An 18,283-nucleotide genomic window follows, 5' to 3' on the forward strand; every position below is an offset into this window, starting at 1 on the left:
AAATTACTCTTCAACAACGCCTACAAAAGGTAAGTCTCTGTACTTCTGGTCGTAGTCAAGCCCATAGCCTACTACAAATTTATCTTCTATTTCAAACCCTGTATAATCAACATGAACATCTACTTCTCTTCTTGATGGTTTATCAAGAAGTGTTGTTACTGCAATGCTTGCAGGCTTTCTTTCTTTTAACAACGGTATTAACTTGTTTAATGTATTGCCTGAATCAATGATATCTTCAACAACAATTACATTTAATCCTTCTATATCATGGTCCAAATCTTTTTTGATTTTAATATCACCTGTACTTACAGTACCTGAACCATAACTTGATACACTCATAAAATCAAGAGTTACCGGTATTGATATTCTCTTTGCTAATTCGCATGTATAAAAAACGCTTCCTTTTAGGATACAGATAAGACGAACAGATTTTCCCTTATAATCTTCGCTAATCTGCTTTGCAATCTCTCTAACTCTTTTATCAATTTGTTCTTCACTAATCATTTCCTCGATATGACTTGCCATTTTCTTCTCTCCTTTGTTTTTTAATTATAAAATTCAATCTTAATTATGTTTCTAGTATTACTGTTGACTTTATAGTAACTACTCATTCTATATCCGACTATCCACACTATATGATTTCCATCGGCCAATAGTAATACTTTATCTCTATCTTCTTTAGGAATTTTTTCATTGATAAAATATTCTTTCAGTTTCTTTTTACTTCCGAAATCATTTACTACAAGGTAATCACCCTCTTTACGATTCCGTAAGGTTAACGAACCTATTTTATCACAATCAATCCATTTAGTATACAGTAATTCCTGTATATCATCTACTGAAAATCCGTTGTTTTCGAAGTCTATTTTAAATTTTCCATTGTACGGATTCTCGTTTATAAGTTCATTATTTACAATAATTGGAATCTCCTTAATTTTTTCATTTTTTATATCGGATAAATCCGAAAGTAGAATTCCCTTATACTTTTTTATTGCTTTGATATTATAAGGCAAATTAACTGACTTTGACACTTCAAGCTTTGCCAAATTTATAATACTTTCAACGTGCGCCGCCGTTACATCTTTTAATTTTCCTGCTTTTTTCTCAATTCCTTTTCTGACAATCCTTTTTGCTATAGCCGGATGAATTTCAAAAGCCTTTAATGAGATGAATATTCCTTCTTCATTTTCGTCTACATATTCATCATATGTCTTATTTGTTTCAATCTCTAAATAATCTTCTATTTCTCCTAACATTTTTCCGGCATTTACAATATTATATTCAGCTTTTTTATTTATATTTTCTTTTATATACGGAATCAATTCTAATCTAAGCTTATTTCTGCTATATTCTGTTTCAAAATTTGTTTTATCTGTCCTATATGATATATGATTTTCTTCAAGATATTTTTCAATCTCTTTTCTTGATACACAAAGCAGTGGCCTTACAATGTTATCACGCTGCATAGGGATACCCGAAATTCCTTTTATTCCGGTTCCTCTAAAAAGGTTAAACAAAATAGTTTCACTATTATCATTCAAATTATGTGCCACCGATATTTTATTTGCATTATATTTCTCCTGCACTTTTGCAAAACATTCATATCTGCAGACTCTTCCTGCCTCCTCCTCTGACATTCCTCTGGCTATTGCCTCTTTTTTAGCATCTATGTGAAAAATTTCATACGGAATATGCTCTTTGTCACAAATTTTTCTAACATATTCCATATCTCCATCTGCTTCTTTGCCTCTGATATGATGATGTACATGAACCACTACAAGTTTTAAATTAATAAATTTGCTTATTTCTTTTAGTACATATAGCATACAAATGGAATCAGCGCCTCCGGATACTCCCAGAACGACGCTGTCTCCATTTTGCAGCATATTGTTTTCTTTAATAAAATTCAATACTTTCTTTATCATATTTTTAATATACTGTATGCTTATTCTAAAGTCAAACAACCCGGTTAAATCGTTTAATATTTTCATCTGTCTGTTACTTTGATTGTCATAAAATACCTTAAATCAATAATTTATGTGATACTCTTGTTTTAATGCTTTCGCCATATTCCTGTCACAAGAACCGTCATATCATCTTTTGGCACTCCACCCGACAGTTTTATCGCCTCATTCATAATAATAAGTGCCATTTCTTTTGGATTATTACTCTCTATATCCATTATCACATTTGCCATCTCCTTTTCTTTATCATCGCACTGCAATGATTCCACTATTCCATCTGAAATCATTATTACAAAATCACCGTCATACAATTTTTTAGTTATAGTCTCAACATCCACCTCATTTAAAACTCCTATTGGTAAAGATGTTGACTTTATACATTCTACCCAGTTCCCTCTTTTTATAAACGTGCATGCAGCACCTGACTTCAAAAATCTACATGTTCCCGAATATAGATCAATCATTCCCATGTCGACCGTAGTAGAAATATCCCATCCACTTTTTGTCAGCAAAACCGAATTAATAAGCCTTAATATTGTATTTTCATTCAGTCCACTGTCCATAAACTGTTCCAACAAATCAATTATGATTCCACTATACTCATTTGCAACACTTCCTGAGCCCATACCATCGCATATGCTCATAAATGTCTGCCCTTTATCTAACACAAGATACGTAAAATTATCCCCTGAAACCTGTTCATTTCTTTTAACTGTTTTTGCACTCCCCTGTAATGTGTGAAAATTCACCTCCTCTAATAACTGAAATTTTCCATATTCTAATGGTATATTTCCATATTCTAAGTTTACCATTCTCATCTTTTTGCCAACCACCCGACTTATTATATCCGTCATCATTCTAACCGTAGCTTTTGCCCTCTTCTTCTTTTTGGCGTAAAACTCTACTTCTATATATTCTTTCTCATTTTTCACCACCCTTATTTTCTTTGCATATATTTTTTTCTCTCTGAATTTTCGTTGTATTTTTTCTGCCATTCTGTCTGTAAGTAAATCTTCACTAATTGCCGGCCTCAAAAATTTTTCCACGATTTTACTTACTTCATTGAATTGTGATGCCATGGCTTCCCTCGTTTCCACCATTTTGCTAAACCACAAATAATTAAGCCTTGCCCTTTCCATATACTGTATTTCACTATTCGCACATCCGCTACACACACACTCATTTATATGATTTTCCAAATATTCGTTTTGAAAATTTTCATTATACTCACTGTTTATATACTGCATTTTAGAAGCTATTCCCTTAAAAGCTTTCGCCGTTTTTAACACCTGCTCCGCATCTACATTTTGCATACCATCATCTATTGGCGATAATTTTTTCTGAACCATAAATTTATTTATTCCATATGTAAATATTATGGTTGTTGACCAGTTAAGCATTATTATCGGAATATATGTAAGCATTTTAAATGTACTCCAATGAAGCGACGCCATATTATTCATATAAAAATCTGCTCCCTCCATAACAACCATTGTCATAACCGAAATTCCTGCCAAAATAAACGGATTTGGATTCTTTGCCCATTTCTTATATAAATTAATACACACATATGTCATCAAAATTATCATTGTATACTTGCACATTGGCAAAAATCCCTGATAAAAATATATTCCCCCTGCCATAACCGGTGCTATCACTACTCCAAATACGGGCAATATGTTTCCCGCACTATACCATGCCAAAGCTATAGGATTACAGCCAAAAAATGTAATTCCTGTTACTGCCCAGGATATCATAAGTAAAAATAATGGTTTCAATACCTTTTGCGTCATTAATCAATCCTCCATTTTTTTATTGACAACAGTATATCGGATGTCAATATCCAAAATTGTCGAATCATAACCTTATGTTCATTAGACTTTTTGACATTTTTTCCTTTTAAACTTTTATAGACCGCCCTGGTCAAAAGGTCTAAGTTCACATGAATTTGTTCATAAGCGGGTTAAAGCCAAATTCATATAAACATCAAGTATATTATACAAACATGAGCTTACTCATAAGTAAATAAAAGACTTTTTAATCTGTCCAAATACGAGCAAAAAAAAGAAGCTGACCTTTAAAGTAAATGCAAAAAGTTAAATTATCTTATAACTATTAATTCCATATACTTTTAAAATCAGTTTCTTTTTTAATTATATAGAAAATAAATCTCTTTAAAAATTAATTTTTTATTATATTAATATAAACATCTTTAAAATTAGTTTCTTTTGTATTTAGGAAAATTTACTTCGTAAATCGCTTTCTTACTTATTTCCTATAGCTTTAGTCTTCTGGCTTAAAGATTACTTCATCCGGATACACTAATCCCATCTTTCTTGCCATTTCTTCTATATATTCGTCTGTCTTAACGTAGTCTTCTTTTTCTTTTAATTCATCTGATAATTCTAATTGGTCATTATATTCCTGCGTAAGTTCTTTTTTCTGTTTCTTTAAATCTGATAACGTTCCATATGCATTAAACGTCTGTACAAGTAAAATAGCACATAACATAATAACTACAAGGCTTATTCCAACTATCATGCCTCTGTTATCGTTTCTTTTCTTACTCTTACTTACTCTGCTCACTCTGGAAGTAGCAGTGCTTTTCCTTGGTTTTCTTACCTGTTGTCCGTTTTGCTGTCTGCGTTGCATGCTTTCCTGTGGCTTTCTTTTTTCCGACATCTACTCACCTTATTTCCTTTTGCAAACTTTTCTTTTATTTTCGTCTTTCTTAGTTTAATTCGTTTCCCTGCTTTTTTCAATGGTTTTAACAAAGTCCTAATTATCTTTTCCAAAACTTTCGAAATTTTCAACACTAATTTTCTTCCTACTATTATTTCATAAACTGCCATTGCCAAAAGCATTCCAAATATAGGATACCATCTTAAATTTCCGTAATTTTTTTTAATCAACATACTAAAAAATATGTAAGCTACACATATCCAATATATAAAATCCTCAATAACCACTCTAATAAAATGTGGTTTAATAAGATTTCTTATTATCCTTATAGCATCGTATACAATTGCAAATATTATTCCGCAATACAGTGAAGTAAAAAGCAAAATAAGTTCATCTTTAATCATTTAAACATCCTTTTAAGCATGCTTTCTTTTTTTCTTTTATATGATGAGATTTCAGAATATTCCATGCTGTCCACAGTTCCTTCAATCTCTAATTCCCCTTTTTCTATACTTAACCTATTTACTTTTAAATCCTCACCTTTAATAGTCAGAATTCCCATTGTCGTTTCAAGTAATACCTCTTTTGTATCAAAAGAAATAACATCCTCGACCCCTGTAATCTCCATTGATTTCCTGTTAAGCATCATAAGTTTATGAGCTTTGGAAATATTATCATTCTCCACTAAATCACCCACATAGCTATACTTACATAAATATATGAAACTCTTTTTTTATTTATACTAACTAAAAAAACAATCCGTAGGTATCAAAGCTAGAGCTTTTGACCCAAACATCTAAGTTTATATTTCTATCAAATATTTTCTGTATGGGCTAATTTAGCCACTCTTTTATTAGATGCATTAGTACATTTATATTTGTATACTATCTTAAATTTATGTCAAATCTTTGTACATTTCTGTAGCTTCTTCTTTTTTTACGGTTTCATTCAAATTTAATACCTGAACTTTAACCGTTCTCTGTCCAAATTGAATTTCAATTACATCGTTAATCTTAACATCGTAAGAAGCTTTTACAGGTTTTCCATTTACTATTACTCTTCCTGCATCACAAGCTTCATTAGCTACTGTTCTTCTTTTAATAATTCTTGATACTTTTAAGTATTTATCTATTCTCATGTTTCCTCCTGATTTTGTTGTTAATTAGATATCCTTTTTTCTGCTATTATATTCATTAACCGGATATCTTTTCTGTTTTGCACAATTACATTATTAATTACAAATCTTATATTTTTTTGTAAATTTAATTATTTTATAATTTATTTCTAAACTTCCTGATTAAAAAGTAGTATAAAATAAAGGGCTTTTGATAACAAAAGCCCTTAAAATCACTTATATATTTACTCTTTTAAATTAGTTAAGAGCTTCTTTTAAAGCCTTACCTGCTTTGAACTTAGGTACATTAGCTGCAGCAATTGTGATCTTTTCCTTTGTTGCAGGGTTGATACCTTCACGAGCTGGTCTCTTAGAAACTTCAAAGTTACCAAATCCGATTAACTGTACTTTTTCACCCTTCTTCATTTCTTCTGTTACAACGTCTGTAAAAGCCTTAACAGCCTTTGCTGCGTCTGTCTTTGATAATCCTGCTTCTTCAGCTACTGCTGCGATAAATTCTGTCTTGTTCATGTTTATATCCTCCTAAAAATTAGTTCAGAAACTACTTTAATTTCATGTGTTCCTGTAATATACGTTTTCCTCGCGTACTTCAATAAACTTTATACATCATTTACCCTTACTTTGTCAAGGTAATTTGCTTATTTTAAGGGGATTTCAGCCAAATTTTATGTGCATTTTTCATAAAACATTTTTTTTATTTTTTTCGAACTTTTACGACTTATTTTTTTTAGCACAAAATTTTGTCATTTTAATTGTATTTTTTACCCGTTTAAATTTAAGACTCCATTTGCTTTCCTAAAAAATTTGCTGCAACTGCCGCTAACTTTTGTTCAGTTACCGATATTGGATTCTTTATGTCTTTTCCAATTATTGCAACCGCACCAACTGCATCTCCTTCACAGATAATCGGATATATTACTTCACCCATAGATGGTTCTTCACCTTCCTCAATGATAGCTATCCCCTTTTTTAAACTATTATGAGTTGTAAAGACTTCACGTTCATCTATTAAGTTTTCTACATCCTTACTTATCTTCTTTCCTATGTTTTCTTTTTTAGCTCCACCTGATGCAGCAACAACCTGATCCCTGTCGCAAATCATAATCATTTGGCCTGATGTCTGCCCTAACGCTTCCGCATATTGTTTTGCAAAATTGTCAAGTTCTCCAATTGGTGAATATTTTTTTAAAATGACCTCACCATCTCTATTTGTAAAAATCTCTAAAGGATCACCTTCCCTTATTCTTAAAGTTCTTCTGATTTCCTTTGGAACAACAACTCTCCCCAATTCATCGATTCTTCGTACGATACCTGTCGCTTTCATGTTATTATCCTCCATAACTAATCTTTTAAAGAATTTAATTTTTCTTTAATGTAATTAAATCCTATTTTGCTAAATTTAAGTTATGGAGTTAGTATGTGGAAAACTTAAGATAATATTCTTAATTTTACTCTAACCCTGTAAGCCTGCTGACTGACGAATCATATCTTCAACTACAATATCGTAAATTTCTCCAATTGAGTTACAATATTCTAAAACTTTCCAAGGTTCATTTGTATGGAAATGAATTTTAATCAAATCTTCATCTCCTACTGCGATAAGACAGTTACCTTCAAAATGTTCTGTTATGTACTCTGATATCTCATCCTCATCTAAATCTTTATCTCTTCTGTCAATCAAAAGCTGTGTATCATAACGATACGCAAACTGATCTTCTTCTACATCAATACTATTAATTTCTGACATAATTATCACCTCTTAAATTTTGTTATATTTATAATTCTTTAAAATTATGACGTTGTGGTCAAAAGTCCCTTACTTTGATGACTACAGATTGTTCATACTGCACACTCCTATAATCCTACTCCTTTATGAGCAAGCTTATGTGGGCTTAAGCCTTTTGAACCTGGCATCATATTATTTTCCAATAATAATACTTATCAATCTCTTATCAAGCATTATTGTTTTGTTCCACGGATTAATTATAATTCCACTTATTCCATCTGTTTTTAAGGCTGTCACAAATAAGCTGTCAATGTCACTCATAAAAGTAGACATTACACTACCGCTTCCTTTAACTTCCTCATCAAAACTTGTAAACGCCATCCACCACATTCTTCCATCATCTGTCTTAATTGCCTGAATATTCAAATTCCCATCTGCTTTAGGTGGCTCAACCGCAATAATTAATCTGCCTTTTTCCTTCATTCTTCTTCGGATAACTGTTAAAGTATGAGCTAACATTTCCTGAGTGCTTTCCTGCTGCAATGCTGCAATCGCATTTTCAATCTTAATATTATCCTTTAAGCCCTCATCTTTCATATTATCCGAATTTAAATCTTTTCTCACATTTTCTAAATTATCCTGTGAACCATTCAAATCATCTGGCAAATTATTTTTTATCTTTTTACTCATTTATATTATAACCTCAATGAATCACATAATTAAAATCCTAACAATATACTAACGTTTTCATTGAACCTTCCACTCTTTAATAAATTACATATTGTTAGAATCCTGACCTTTAGCATAAAATTTTACTAATATCTTAACAATAAATTTAGGCCAGAATTTTGAAAACATAACTTCATCTTCATCGCTTCTTTTATTATCGGCAATAATGGCTGATGTTTCTGAATCTTCATGTATTCTATGTGCCACTAATGGCTTTTTGCAATAAATAAAGCTTCCTTTAAGTTTAGAAAGTTTCTCCCATGCCTGCCAGTCTTCATTGCTTCTAAATCCAACTTCAAAAATAGGATTCGGCAAATTTGCTCTGACATATCCTACTGAAGGGCAACAAATAGGTGATCCAAATGATAATATTCTTCTTCTTACAAATCTGCTGTTAAAAAACAATCTTGTCTTTAATGGTATAAGCATGATTCTTTTAACTTTAAGTAATTTGTTTTCTTTAACATATTCACCATTTCTAAGTTCCCAGTAATCTGTAAAGAAAATCAAAGGATGTTTGCTTCTTTCAAATTCCTTTAATAAAGTTTCTGTATACTCTGGAAAATATACATCATCCTGATGTGCAATTGTCACATAAGGAGTATCAATCTGTTTATATCCGAAATTCCAGTCTTGGACAATTCCTCCCTGACCTTCGTTTACTATCAGTTCTATATTGTGTTTTTTTGCCATATCAGCAATATACTCATTAGGTGTTGAAGTAACCATTTTAATTGTACTTTTTACTGTCTGTTTTTCTAATGACTGTATGCATTCCTCTAAAAAAGGACTTTCTTTGTATGCACATATTACAAATGAATGTTTCATCTTTCTTCTCCTAAAAACTCTGTTGTTATTTACTAAGTTTTTTTGCTCTGCTATTGTTTATTATTTTGGTTTACCAAACTATATCATTGCTTATTATTCATGATTACTAAACTTTAACATTGTTTGTTCCCATTTTTCTAATTCTGTTGCTCTCTATTTATACAATCTTTTTATATAGCATCATTATACATATTACTATGCTCTTTGGCATTTTGCAAAATATAGTTACAATTAGTCTTATTAAAACTGTTTCACCTTTAGGCTTTCCAAGTCCCACATAAGGATTTTTCTTATAATCAGGAATCTTCCCGGATAACCAGTTAAAATATTCTGTATACGCTTTTGACATTTCTTTTTTAGTACTCTGTTTACATATAAAGGTCAAATTCCAGATAACATATTTTATAACAAAATACTCAAACATTTTAGGTTTCATATATTTTTGATTTTTATTTCTCTCTATTAACCCTTCAAGAAAAGGAATTGGAGAATTTGTCACTTTTTTCTGAGTTGTATTTGAAACCGACTCATCTCTGTAAATCCAATTATAACCCACATAATCTGTTGTTATGATTTTGTCACTTTCGCCGTAAGCTGTAACATTAAAATATGAATCCTCTCCCATTTTATAATCGCCAAATTTAAGATTATGTTCTCTGACAAATTGCGTTTTCATAATACGTCCCCAAGGACTTATCATTCTAAACTTTGCCCATTCATCTTTTGTGAGTATCATTTCCTCTAAAACTTTTCCTTCAGGAGTAATTCGTCTGTATCCACCAATTACCATATCAGCATCAGTTTCCAAAATTCTGCTTAACAGCATTTCTATACAGTCTTCTTTCATGGAATCATCATTATCCATAAACATCAGATATTCACCTGTGGCAAATTCAATTCCTCTGTTTCTTGTATAAGCTATCCCATGATTTTCCTGTGTAAGAACAATTAAATTATTATATTCTTTTGCAAGTTCATTTAATATTTCTAATGTTGAATCCTTCGAACCATCATTAACAACTATAATTTCTATATTTTTATATGTCTGCCTTTGTAGTGACAAAATACAATCCTTTATATATTTTTCACTGTTATATGCAGGTATTACAATTGATACTTTTTTATCCATTTCCCAAACCTCTCAAAAAGGCTTTACAAAATCAGATTTTGTAAAAGCCTTTCCTTCTATGCCAGCTTTTGAACGATTAATACCGTCAAAAGTCCATATGCAGTTATAAATGTCATAATTCCCGTAAGCAATCGGGCGTAGCCTGTTTTTGTCATATTAATGCTTAATTTTCCATTATATGCAGCCACTATAGCCAGCCACAATATCGGAAGATAATATCTGGCCTGTACCCCTACTATAGCCGTCTGTCCTACAGGTGTAAATGCAAGATACATCGCTGTCCAAATCAATACAACAATAATAAAGATAAGTCCCCAAACACCTAATTTTGTTTTTACATTAAGAGACTTTTCTTCTTTATTTTTGCAAATCAAAAGCATAATAAGTGCCATTATTACATAAGCAAATTTATCCGGTCCTACAACTGTTCCGCCATAATTCATAAGCATTAAATTACCAATTGTATATGGGTCTCTTGTCTCAGCTGAAATACCAAAGTTTTCAAAACTAAATATACTTGATAACAATTCTTTTGCATAATTAAATGGCTGTCCAATAATGTTTCCAATCTGACTTCCTGAGTTTGTATCTCCACCTCTGATATCCACAGTTGCCGTAACATCCGGTGAAATCATACTTGCTATTGTTGGCAACACAAATGTTGTAAGCATCCATCCACATACAGCCAATATTCCAAGTTTAAACCAGATTACACTCTTTTTACTTGAGAATTTTCTATTAGGAATAAATAGTGCAAGCATAACTAATGGTGCATAAACCATCTTAGATAAACTTCCCACTGTAATTGCAACCATTCCGGCTACTAATAACTTTGTATTTATCTTTTCTTCATCACTAATAATTTCATTTATCAGCAATACAACTCCAAGTGAAACAAAGCATAAAACAAAGCCATCATATGTTATAGAACTTGCCTGTAAAATACTTGTAGGCATTAATGCTATACAAACAAGTGCATATTTACATACTTTTGTCATCTTTATTGCAATCGCCATAACAACAAGATATACAATTAAATTCATAAATTTAATAAGCATCAGCATATTAGAAAAGCTTAAATGTAGTGCTCTTGCAATTTTTGCTCCAAGAATCTGAGGTATATATGCTACTGCAGTATAATTTGTTGCAACCGCCTTATTTGTTCTTGAAATTACTTTTTTATCATTAGCATTCATGTATTGGTCTACGAGATTTTTTTCCTCCAAAGTGTTATATGCAGGAATTCCTACTTTTTCCTCATACTTAACAACTGCACTCGTGTTATCTACTAAATCTCCGTAGGCATTTTCATATACGGCCTTAAAATGTGTTTCTTCATCCCATGTAAACGGTGTTGCGCCTGTAGAATAAATTAATGATACTCCGATTAAAAAACCTGATACAACGAAGAACAGCTCTATTCTTTTTCTAAGAATATCCTTACATAAAATAATCATTGCAAGCATCACAAGTACTGAAAATATAAAGCACATTCTATATTTGTTAGGTGTAAATGAATTTTTAATCTTAACTGCTTTTATACAGTCCACGTATTCTTTAGGAACATCAATTTTAATCTTGTTTCCGTATTCCCCTACAGAAGTCACCCCTGTTTTTAATTCAGGATACAATATGTCATTATATCCTTTTTTATTTTCTTTTCCATAAGACGATACAGTAGTAACTTCAAAACTGTAATGGATTATTTTATTTTCTTCTGATAATCCATATATCTGTACCTTTCCTATGTAAGTAGTCTTTTTTAACTTAACTTCAATTGAGTTATTTTTAACTGTAAAATTAGTAAAAGTTGTATCTTTAAGTCCATATCTTATACTCTTAAAATTAAAGCCAAAAAATTCGATTACAAACGTTAACACAACAATTAGAAATAATACAATTGCATACGCTAAAGGCTTCGGTATTTTATTTGTTATTCTTTTTACCATTAGACCCTCCATTGGCATTTGCTTTCATTTTAAGAAAATTAACTGTAATTCCTATAAAGGCAATCAATACTAATCCCCACAAAAAATCTGTAGAAATTTTCTTTCTTCCTTCAACTACAATACATAAAATATTTCCACTTATCTGCATATCATCATCATATGATGCTAAATTTTCAATTTTATCCTGTCTGTTACCATAAATAACAAGTTCACTGTCCTGTGGAATATTTTTGCCTTTCACAACAATTTTTAACGAATCAGCACTAATTTTTAAATCGTGACATTCTATGTTTGAATATACAACTGAGCTGTCTGAAGATTCTTCAGCATAATATGATGTTAACATAATATCCTGAACTTCTAACTCTTTTTCGCCTAGAACTTTTCCTGATTCATTATCATAAAACTTTATGGAAATAATTCCATTGTTTCTTTTTTCCTGCGTATATTTTTCTCTTAAATCTTTTATCTTAAGAGAAATGCTTTTAAGGTTGCTAACCTTCTTGTCTACAACTATGGAATATTCCCTGTCATTAGAAATACGTCCAACCGTATACTCTGTATCTTCGTTTGTATTTGCCGCTATTGTAGATTTGCCTACATCAAAAACCCTTCCGGTAACAGCCATAAATAAAATGTAGACAACCAATGCAATCCCTAAAATTATAATACTAAGATTTTTATTATATTTATTAAGCATACTTTTACCCATTATTATTTATTCTCTATAACATTTTTAGCATTAATATAAGGATATACCTCATATCTATACTCAATATCATCGTCATCTACCAGTCCAATATCATCTACGTTTTTAATATATTCTTCTTTGTAAATGCCGTAATATTTACCTTCAATTGTAATTTCATCATTTATAGCTGGAAGCACTTTTGTCTTTTTGTTATATTTAAAATTAACATAATAAAACTGTTTGTCCCCAACTTCTAACTTTATAGTAGCCGTATTTTTCTTATTGTTAAGTTCTATATAATTAACTTTTCCATTGACTTTTGCTTTCATTCCGGCATAGCCATATGGATTCTTTGCAACATCTTCATATGTATACGAAGGATTTAACGGATTAAATTCTCCTGCATTTACGTCGTAACTGTAAACAACTTCTACATATGGCAATGTACCTGTGTACTGATTATACTTTGTACTCTTATCGTCATTAAAATGTGTATACATATCAGTTTTTAATAAATATCCATAAACCTGAACTTCATCTCCGACTTTATATGTCTGTGAAATAGACTGTCTGCCATTAAATACTTTCATGTTTTTGCATTTGCAAACATAAATTTTTCCATCAGAATCCTTAATTGTTATATATGCATTTATTTTAGCTTCATAAACAGACTCCACCGTACCTGTAGCTTTTATCATTTTTCCAACATAATTATCAGGATAATATATTAATTGTGAGTATTTTACGTCCTTTACCTGCGAAATTAGTTTTTTAATTGGAACCTGTTCATAATTCCAATCATAATCAGTTAACGTTCCCTTACTGTCATAATACTTAATGGCACCATTTGGAATCCCTGAATTATAATTCATAACATTATATGTTCCATCAGCAAATGTTTTTGTAATTTCTCCGTCAAATCGATTCTCAACCATGTCGCCTTCTTCTATGCTACCATCACTATATGTAATCGTACATTTTCCATCAAGGCTTCCATCTTTCCACGTTCCTTCAACCTTAGAAACTATATCACCGTCTACTTCAATTACGCCCTTTCCTTCAGGATTTCCATTATTAAGTTCCCCTGTATAACTCCCTGTATACTTGTTACCAAAAAGCGTTATTCCACTTGTAATAGTTCCGTTAGAAGTGTTTTTTTCATTTGAGCATCCTGCAAAAACAGCAGCTGTCATTCCCACTGCAAATATTGCAACAAGCAACTTATGCTTACTCATATTTTCCTCCTATAATCTGTATTGCACCATCTATTTGGTCAGTGGCCATTCATCAGAAACTTTTATCAAAATGAACTTTGCTCATTTTGTTTCCACCTTATAATCTACTTAAACATAAACTTTCCATTACTTTGTACTAAATTAGCATTGTAATATTTGTTTTCTTTCTTTAATTTATCTTCCCAGACCTTTTTGAACTCTTTCTGAGATTTTTCATCATTATAGTTAAGATTGTCTGCTAATTTTACGTGAACATCAGTATTTAAAATAACATCATAACCTGCTTCATCTATTTTAAAGCAAACATCTAAATCTCTATATGGGAAACTAAATTTTTCATTTATTCCACCAACTTCTTTAATTACGTTAGTTCTAAACATTACCAATTTTAAAGACACACCCATAACATTCTGAGGTCCGTCTGCTCTATGACAATATCCTCTAAAAATTGAAGGCAAATGATAAAACAGACTTGATACAGTTGCATTACTGTCATAATTAAGTCCACAGCTTTCAATTTTCTTATTTTTATTAAGGCATTTTACACCTGTTATTCCAACATGTTTCCACTGACAGTATTTAAGTAATTCTTCTACCCAATTGTCTGTCATAGGAATAGCATCATTATCTGCAACCACAACGTATTCAGTCTTAACTGCTTCCATTTCTTTTGAAAGCTGACCTTTTACAACTTTATATTCAATATGAAGATTTGACATTTCTCTCTGTTTTTTCTTCATTTCATTAATCTGTTTTTCATCATTAGCTAAAACAGTTACGCTATAATCACCTTTTAAATCATAATCAATTTTATAAAATCCTAAATCTTTAGTAAGCGCCGGAGTTCCGTCTTCTCCGATTTCTGTCAAATATTTTTTAATTGCTTTATTTCCATTTTCAAAAGCATATAATTTACTGTTTGGATTTGCTGCTGTTGAATCAGGATGAATTCTCCAATGATATAAAATTTTTGGTACATGCTTTATGTCAGCTCCTGCACCGTTACATCTTAATACGAATTCAAAATCCTGAGCCCCATCAAATTCCTGATTTAATCCACCGACTTTATCTAACAATTCTCTTGAAAACATTAAAAAGTGGCAGATATAATTTGTATGTCTTAAAAATTCTTCGTTTAAATCCGGTTTAAATGCCGGATTAATTAGCTTTCCTGTATCTGCTACGATTTTATCTTCATCTGAATAAACCATATCAGGAATTTTATCATGTGCATTAAGTTCCTTAACCATTTCATATAATGCATTTGGTGTAAGCAAATCATCATGGTCTAACAATGCTATATATTCTCCCTTAGCATTATCAAGTCCTTCATTTGTATTATTTGAAATTCCATCATTCTTACTTAATTTTATATAGCTGATTCTCTCATCTTTATATTCATTTAATGTATCTTTAACAATTGTTGTATTACTTCCGTCTGCGATACATAATTCAAGATTTGAATATGTCTGTTCTAATACACTGTCAACAAGCTGTCTGAGAAAAACAGGTGCAGTCTCATATGCAGGCACTACAATACTTACTAACGGTGCATATTCAAACTTCACTTTTCTTTGTTCGTTTAACTCATCTTCTCCAGGTAAAAATTTTTCTATATTATTTTGATAATATCTGTCTCTTTTCTTCGTATCAAACCACTCCATAAATCTAAGAGTGAAATCGTGTAAACCATACTGTTTAAAGAGATCAATACCATTCTTTAAATTCATTTCCAATTCTTCCTTTCATTTCACAGACATTCATCTGTTAGTTATCCTGCCAAAGTTTCTTGGGCATTCCTATTCAATCGACAACTGATTAATCATACACTAATATGGGAAAAATAACAACTTTATTAAAATATATGCCTTAATTTTGCTTAACTTATCAATATAAACTTAATATTGATTTATATAAGTCAACAATCAAATTTTCACAAACGGACTTAATATACCTGTATCATTCTAAGCCCGTTCTAAATCATTTTAAGCTCGTCCCAAAACGAATAAAATTCTTAAGGCAATATCTCCCGGCACTCTTGAACGCAGTGCATGTGGATAAAATATTTTTCTAATCTGTGTTATAAGACCATTTTTCTTTATAAATAATGCCATTTTCTTCTTTTGTTCATTTGACAATCTATCCTCAAACACTTTTGCAAAATAGATAAGGTTCTGTTTTGCTTCAACGCTTGCAGGGCCAAACACTTCCTTTTGGAAGAATCCTTTTAACAGACCTATTGTATTAGAATCCTCAGCTGTAACAGCTTCCGTATGTCTTATATGCGAAGCCGTAAAACGCTTATCATAAATCGTATCACCAAAACATACACAACATCTGATGAGCCATCTGTCATGCATTTCTATTCCGGGGTCTACATCTAAAATAAATTGTTTACATGCTTCATGATTAAATACAAGCAAAAATCCTGATGCAGGAGTACAGTATAAAACATCTGTTAAACCAATGTTTTCTTTTTGCTCCGGCGAGTGACGGATAAAGCTTCCATCACTCATGTAATAATCATATGCTGAAAAATAAACCAAAGGTTTATTTGTATCTTTTTTCTTCTCAAGTTCTTCAACCGCCCATTTAATTTTATCAGGGTACCATACGTCATCCTGATCGCAAAATGCATAATATTCTGCCGGTTCACATTCTCTTGCTATCTGGTAAAATGATTTCGGAGGTCGTAAATTAACTCCATTATTTTCTAAAAGAATTATCCTCTTACCTGATTTATTGCTTTCGATATAATTTTTAATAAATTCAACTGTATTATCTGTAGAGCAGTCATCTCTTACATATATATCAATATTTTCATAAGTCTGTTCAATAAGACTGTCCAATTGAGTTTTCAAAAATTTTTCGCCGTTATACGTTGCCAGCAAAATGTTTACTTTCGGTTGACTCATGCCAATTCTCCTTTATTCATTTATCGCCATGCAGGAATCTCTTACAACCAAATGACATGGTAATTTTACTTTAATTGTTGTCTTGATTGCTAAATTTGATGCTGCAAATAAGGAATTTACACCATACTGACCCATTTCATATGCAGGTGCATGAAGTGTCGTAAGTGCAGGTGCCGTATATCTTGTCATTTCCAAATCATCAAATCCAATCAATGAAATATCTTCTGGAATATTAAGATCATGCTCTCTAATTGCCTTCATTGCACCAAATGCAATCTGGTCACTTGCAGCAAACACTGCTGTAGGCAACTGTTTTTTTTCTAGAATTTCATTCATCATTTGATATCCTGATTCCATGGAATATCTTCCTTCTATAAGATATTTATCGTAATCTATCTCATTTTTCTCACAGAATTTAATAAATGCTTTTTTTCTATAATCTTCATATACTACATTATCATTCTCTTCGCCCAGAAATTCTCTACCACCTAAAAACGCAATTTCTTTATGGCCTAATTCTATAAGATATGTAAGTGCCTCATTAACTGCCATTTCAAAATCAAGTGAAAATGTAGTTGCCTTATAATCATGGAATGACATATCCAAAAAGACTATATTCTTTGTAATGCTCATAAATTTTTCGACTTCTTCGTTGCTAAATTTACCAATACAAATAATTCCGTCAGCATCTTCAATTTGTTCTAAATAGTTGGGATTTGACTTGAAAGTTCTCACAACATTAATGCAGTTCTTAACACAAAAATCCTCTATTCCTCTTCTTACCTTAAGATAATAATTATCCTTTGCTTCCTGTTGTTCAGAAAACCATTGAATAATTCCCAATGTAAAAATAGCTTTAGACATTTTCTTACTCTTGTTGTACTTAAGTTCCTTTGCTGCATTAATAACTTTTTTCTTAGTTTCAAGCGATGTACTCAAAGTAGGATCCTCATTCAAAATTCTTGATACTGTTGAGGGGCTTACCTGAGCCAATTTTGCCACATCTTTGATTGTAGCCATACTCTATACCACCTTTATCTTATTTATGTCCCTAGTCACTTTTTCCTTAGTAACTCCGCCATTTCTTAATGACGCCGCTTCAAGTATAACATCTTTTTTTAATTAAAGATATGATTTATTGTGATTTTCTACTATTTTACTGTTATTTATTTAGTGGTAAACACGGAAATCAAATAAGTTTACTAAATTATATTGTGTTTTAGTAAACAAAAGTTTATATTTAAATTAGCAAAAGTATTCTAACAAATTTACAATTAATATCAGCAATTAGATTATAGAT

The 18,283-nt window shown here is 31.2% G+C and carries 19 protein-coding genes; all 19 read right to left on the minus strand.

The annotated features are described in order from the left end of the window. Positions 1-3: 3 nt before the first annotated feature. The 19 genes from hpt to DWW96_RS09850 all read right to left on the minus strand — a co-directional run bounded on the left by hpt (position 4) and on the right by DWW96_RS09850 (position 18,003). Positions 4-525 carry a hypoxanthine phosphoribosyltransferase gene (gene hpt / locus DWW96_RS09760; protein WP_022088891.1) on the minus strand — a complete coding sequence of 174 codons (522 nt, stop codon included), beginning with the start codon at positions 523-525 and terminating at the stop codon, positions 4-6. A 20-nt stretch (positions 526-545) separates the two neighbouring features. Continuing rightward, positions 546-1,991 (minus strand): tRNA lysidine(34) synthetase TilS, encoded by a 1,446-nt coding sequence (gene tilS / locus DWW96_RS09765; RefSeq protein ID WP_117910268.1) that lies wholly within the window; start codon positions 1,989-1,991, stop codon positions 546-548. 62 nt (positions 1,992-2,053) lie between these two features. Continuing rightward, on the minus strand, positions 2,054-3,757 hold the full coding sequence (locus DWW96_RS09770; RefSeq protein WP_117910269.1) for a SpoIIE family protein phosphatase: 1,704 nt from the start codon (positions 3,755-3,757) through the stop codon (positions 2,054-2,056). Between the two features lie 490 nt (positions 3,758-4,247). Beyond that, positions 4,248-4,646 carry a septum formation initiator family protein gene (locus DWW96_RS09775; RefSeq protein WP_117910270.1) on the minus strand — a complete coding sequence of 133 codons (399 nt, stop codon included), beginning with the start codon at positions 4,644-4,646 and terminating at the stop codon, positions 4,248-4,250. Continuing rightward, positions 4,583-5,050, minus strand: a complete 468-nt coding sequence (gene yabQ / locus DWW96_RS09780; RefSeq protein WP_117910271.1) for a spore cortex biosynthesis protein YabQ — start codon at positions 5,048-5,050, stop codon at positions 4,583-4,585. The genes DWW96_RS09775 and yabQ overlap by 64 nt, the downstream gene beginning before the upstream one ends. Then, positions 5,047-5,331 carry a sporulation protein YabP gene (gene yabP, locus DWW96_RS09785; protein WP_243003062.1) on the minus strand — a complete coding sequence of 95 codons (285 nt, stop codon included), beginning with the start codon at positions 5,329-5,331 and terminating at the stop codon, positions 5,047-5,049. Before yabP ends, yabQ begins: the two co-directional genes overlap by 4 nt. Positions 5,332-5,541: 210 nt before the next feature. Next, the gene (locus DWW96_RS09790) at positions 5,542-5,784 is read right to left on the minus strand and encodes an RNA-binding S4 domain-containing protein (protein ID WP_022088897.1); all 243 of its coding nucleotides are present in this window, start codon (positions 5,782-5,784) and stop codon (positions 5,542-5,544) included. 234 nt (positions 5,785-6,018) lie between these two features. Beyond that, complete coding sequence (locus tag DWW96_RS09795) at positions 6,019-6,291, minus strand: HU family DNA-binding protein (RefSeq protein ID WP_022088898.1); 273 nt, start codon at positions 6,289-6,291, stop codon at positions 6,019-6,021. Between the two features lie 265 nt (positions 6,292-6,556). Continuing rightward, the gene (spoVT, locus tag DWW96_RS09800; protein WP_022088899.1) at positions 6,557-7,105 is read right to left on the minus strand and encodes a stage V sporulation protein T; all 549 of its coding nucleotides are present in this window, start codon (positions 7,103-7,105) and stop codon (positions 6,557-6,559) included. A 129-nt stretch (positions 7,106-7,234) separates the two neighbouring features. After that, positions 7,235-7,528, minus strand: a complete 294-nt coding sequence (locus DWW96_RS09805) for a hypothetical protein (RefSeq protein ID WP_022088900.1) — start codon at positions 7,526-7,528, stop codon at positions 7,235-7,237. A 171-nt stretch (positions 7,529-7,699) separates the two neighbouring features. Then, positions 7,700-8,197: an SseB family protein gene (locus tag DWW96_RS09810; RefSeq protein WP_022088901.1), complete on the minus strand. Its 498-nt coding sequence runs from the start codon at positions 8,195-8,197 to the stop codon at positions 7,700-7,702. 84 nt (positions 8,198-8,281) lie between these two features. Next, positions 8,282-9,064, minus strand: a complete 783-nt coding sequence (locus DWW96_RS09815) for a glycosyltransferase (RefSeq protein ID WP_022088902.1) — start codon at positions 9,062-9,064, stop codon at positions 8,282-8,284. Positions 9,065-9,221: 157 nt separating this feature from the next. Next, positions 9,222-10,193 (minus strand): glycosyltransferase family 2 protein, encoded by a 972-nt coding sequence (locus DWW96_RS09820; protein WP_022088903.1) that lies wholly within the window; start codon positions 10,191-10,193, stop codon positions 9,222-9,224. Between the two features lie 56 nt (positions 10,194-10,249). After that, positions 10,250-12,142, minus strand: coding sequence for a DUF2142 domain-containing protein (locus DWW96_RS09825; RefSeq protein ID WP_158562684.1), 1,893 nt, complete (start codon positions 12,140-12,142; stop codon positions 10,250-10,252). Continuing rightward, positions 12,120-12,854 carry a hypothetical protein gene (locus DWW96_RS09830; protein WP_022088905.1) on the minus strand — a complete coding sequence of 245 codons (735 nt, stop codon included), beginning with the start codon at positions 12,852-12,854 and terminating at the stop codon, positions 12,120-12,122. Before DWW96_RS09830 ends, DWW96_RS09825 begins: the two co-directional genes overlap by 23 nt. Before the next feature lie 2 nt (positions 12,855-12,856). Next, entirely contained in the window at positions 12,857-14,068 is a 1,212-nt protein-coding gene (locus tag DWW96_RS09835; protein ID WP_117910274.1) for a hypothetical protein, read from the minus strand. 104 nt (positions 14,069-14,172) lie between these two features. Further along, positions 14,173-15,798, minus strand: a complete 1,626-nt coding sequence (locus DWW96_RS09840; protein ID WP_117910275.1) for a glycosyltransferase — start codon at positions 15,796-15,798, stop codon at positions 14,173-14,175. A 255-nt stretch (positions 15,799-16,053) separates the two neighbouring features. Next, positions 16,054-16,983 carry a glycosyltransferase gene (locus DWW96_RS09845; RefSeq protein ID WP_022088908.1) on the minus strand — a complete coding sequence of 310 codons (930 nt, stop codon included), beginning with the start codon at positions 16,981-16,983 and terminating at the stop codon, positions 16,054-16,056. A 12-nt stretch (positions 16,984-16,995) separates the two neighbouring features. After that, on the minus strand, positions 16,996-18,003 hold the full coding sequence (locus DWW96_RS09850) for a LacI family DNA-binding transcriptional regulator (protein ID WP_117910276.1): 1,008 nt from the start codon (positions 18,001-18,003) through the stop codon (positions 16,996-16,998). Positions 18,004-18,283 lie beyond the last annotated feature (280 nt).

Source organism: Eubacterium sp. AF17-7 (assembly GCF_003461285.1).
GTDB classification, from domain to species: Bacteria; Bacillota; Clostridia; order Lachnospirales; family Lachnospiraceae; genus Eubacterium_U; species Eubacterium_U album.

Excerpts from the sequence above, each read along its gene's own strand:
- hpt (WP_022088891.1), bottom strand. The coding sequence starts at position 525 with ATGGCAAGTCATATCGAGGAAATGATTAGTGAAGAACAAATTGATAAA.
- tilS (WP_117910268.1), bottom strand. The coding sequence starts at position 1,991 with ATGAAAATATTAAACGATTTAACCGGGTTGTTTGACTTTAGAATAAGC.
- DWW96_RS09770 (WP_117910269.1), bottom strand. The coding sequence starts at position 3,757 with ATGACGCAAAAGGTATTGAAACCATTATTTTTACTTATGATATCCTGG.
- DWW96_RS09775 (WP_117910270.1), bottom strand. The coding sequence starts at position 4,646 with ATGTCGGAAAAAAGAAAGCCACAGGAAAGCATGCAACGCAGACAGCAA.
- yabQ (WP_117910271.1), bottom strand. The coding sequence starts at position 5,050 with ATGATTAAAGATGAACTTATTTTGCTTTTTACTTCACTGTATTGCGGA.
- DWW96_RS09790 (WP_022088897.1), bottom strand. The coding sequence starts at position 5,784 with ATGAGAATAGATAAATACTTAAAAGTATCAAGAATTATTAAAAGAAGA.
- DWW96_RS09795 (WP_022088898.1), bottom strand. The coding sequence starts at position 6,291 with ATGAACAAGACAGAATTTATCGCAGCAGTAGCTGAAGAAGCAGGATTA.
- spoVT (WP_022088899.1), bottom strand. The coding sequence starts at position 7,105 with ATGAAAGCGACAGGTATCGTACGAAGAATCGATGAATTGGGGAGAGTT.
- DWW96_RS09805 (WP_022088900.1), bottom strand. The coding sequence starts at position 7,528 with ATGTCAGAAATTAATAGTATTGATGTAGAAGAAGATCAGTTTGCGTAT.
- DWW96_RS09810 (WP_022088901.1), bottom strand. The coding sequence starts at position 8,197 with ATGAGTAAAAAGATAAAAAATAATTTGCCAGATGATTTGAATGGTTCA.
- DWW96_RS09815 (WP_022088902.1), bottom strand. The coding sequence starts at position 9,064 with ATGAAACATTCATTTGTAATATGTGCATACAAAGAAAGTCCTTTTTTA.
- DWW96_RS09820 (WP_022088903.1), bottom strand. The coding sequence starts at position 10,193 with ATGGATAAAAAAGTATCAATTGTAATACCTGCATATAACAGTGAAAAA.
- DWW96_RS09825 (WP_158562684.1), bottom strand. The coding sequence starts at position 12,142 with ATGGTAAAAAGAATAACAAATAAAATACCGAAGCCTTTAGCGTATGCA.
- DWW96_RS09830 (WP_022088905.1), bottom strand. The coding sequence starts at position 12,854 with ATGGGTAAAAGTATGCTTAATAAATATAATAAAAATCTTAGTATTATA.
- DWW96_RS09835 (WP_117910274.1), bottom strand. The coding sequence starts at position 14,068 with ATGAGTAAGCATAAGTTGCTTGTTGCAATATTTGCAGTGGGAATGACA.
- DWW96_RS09840 (WP_117910275.1), bottom strand. The coding sequence starts at position 15,798 with ATGAATTTAAAGAATGGTATTGATCTCTTTAAACAGTATGGTTTACAC.
- DWW96_RS09845 (WP_022088908.1), bottom strand. The coding sequence starts at position 16,983 with ATGAGTCAACCGAAAGTAAACATTTTGCTGGCAACGTATAACGGCGAA.
- DWW96_RS09850 (WP_117910276.1), bottom strand. The coding sequence starts at position 18,003 with ATGGCTACAATCAAAGATGTGGCAAAATTGGCTCAGGTAAGCCCCTCA.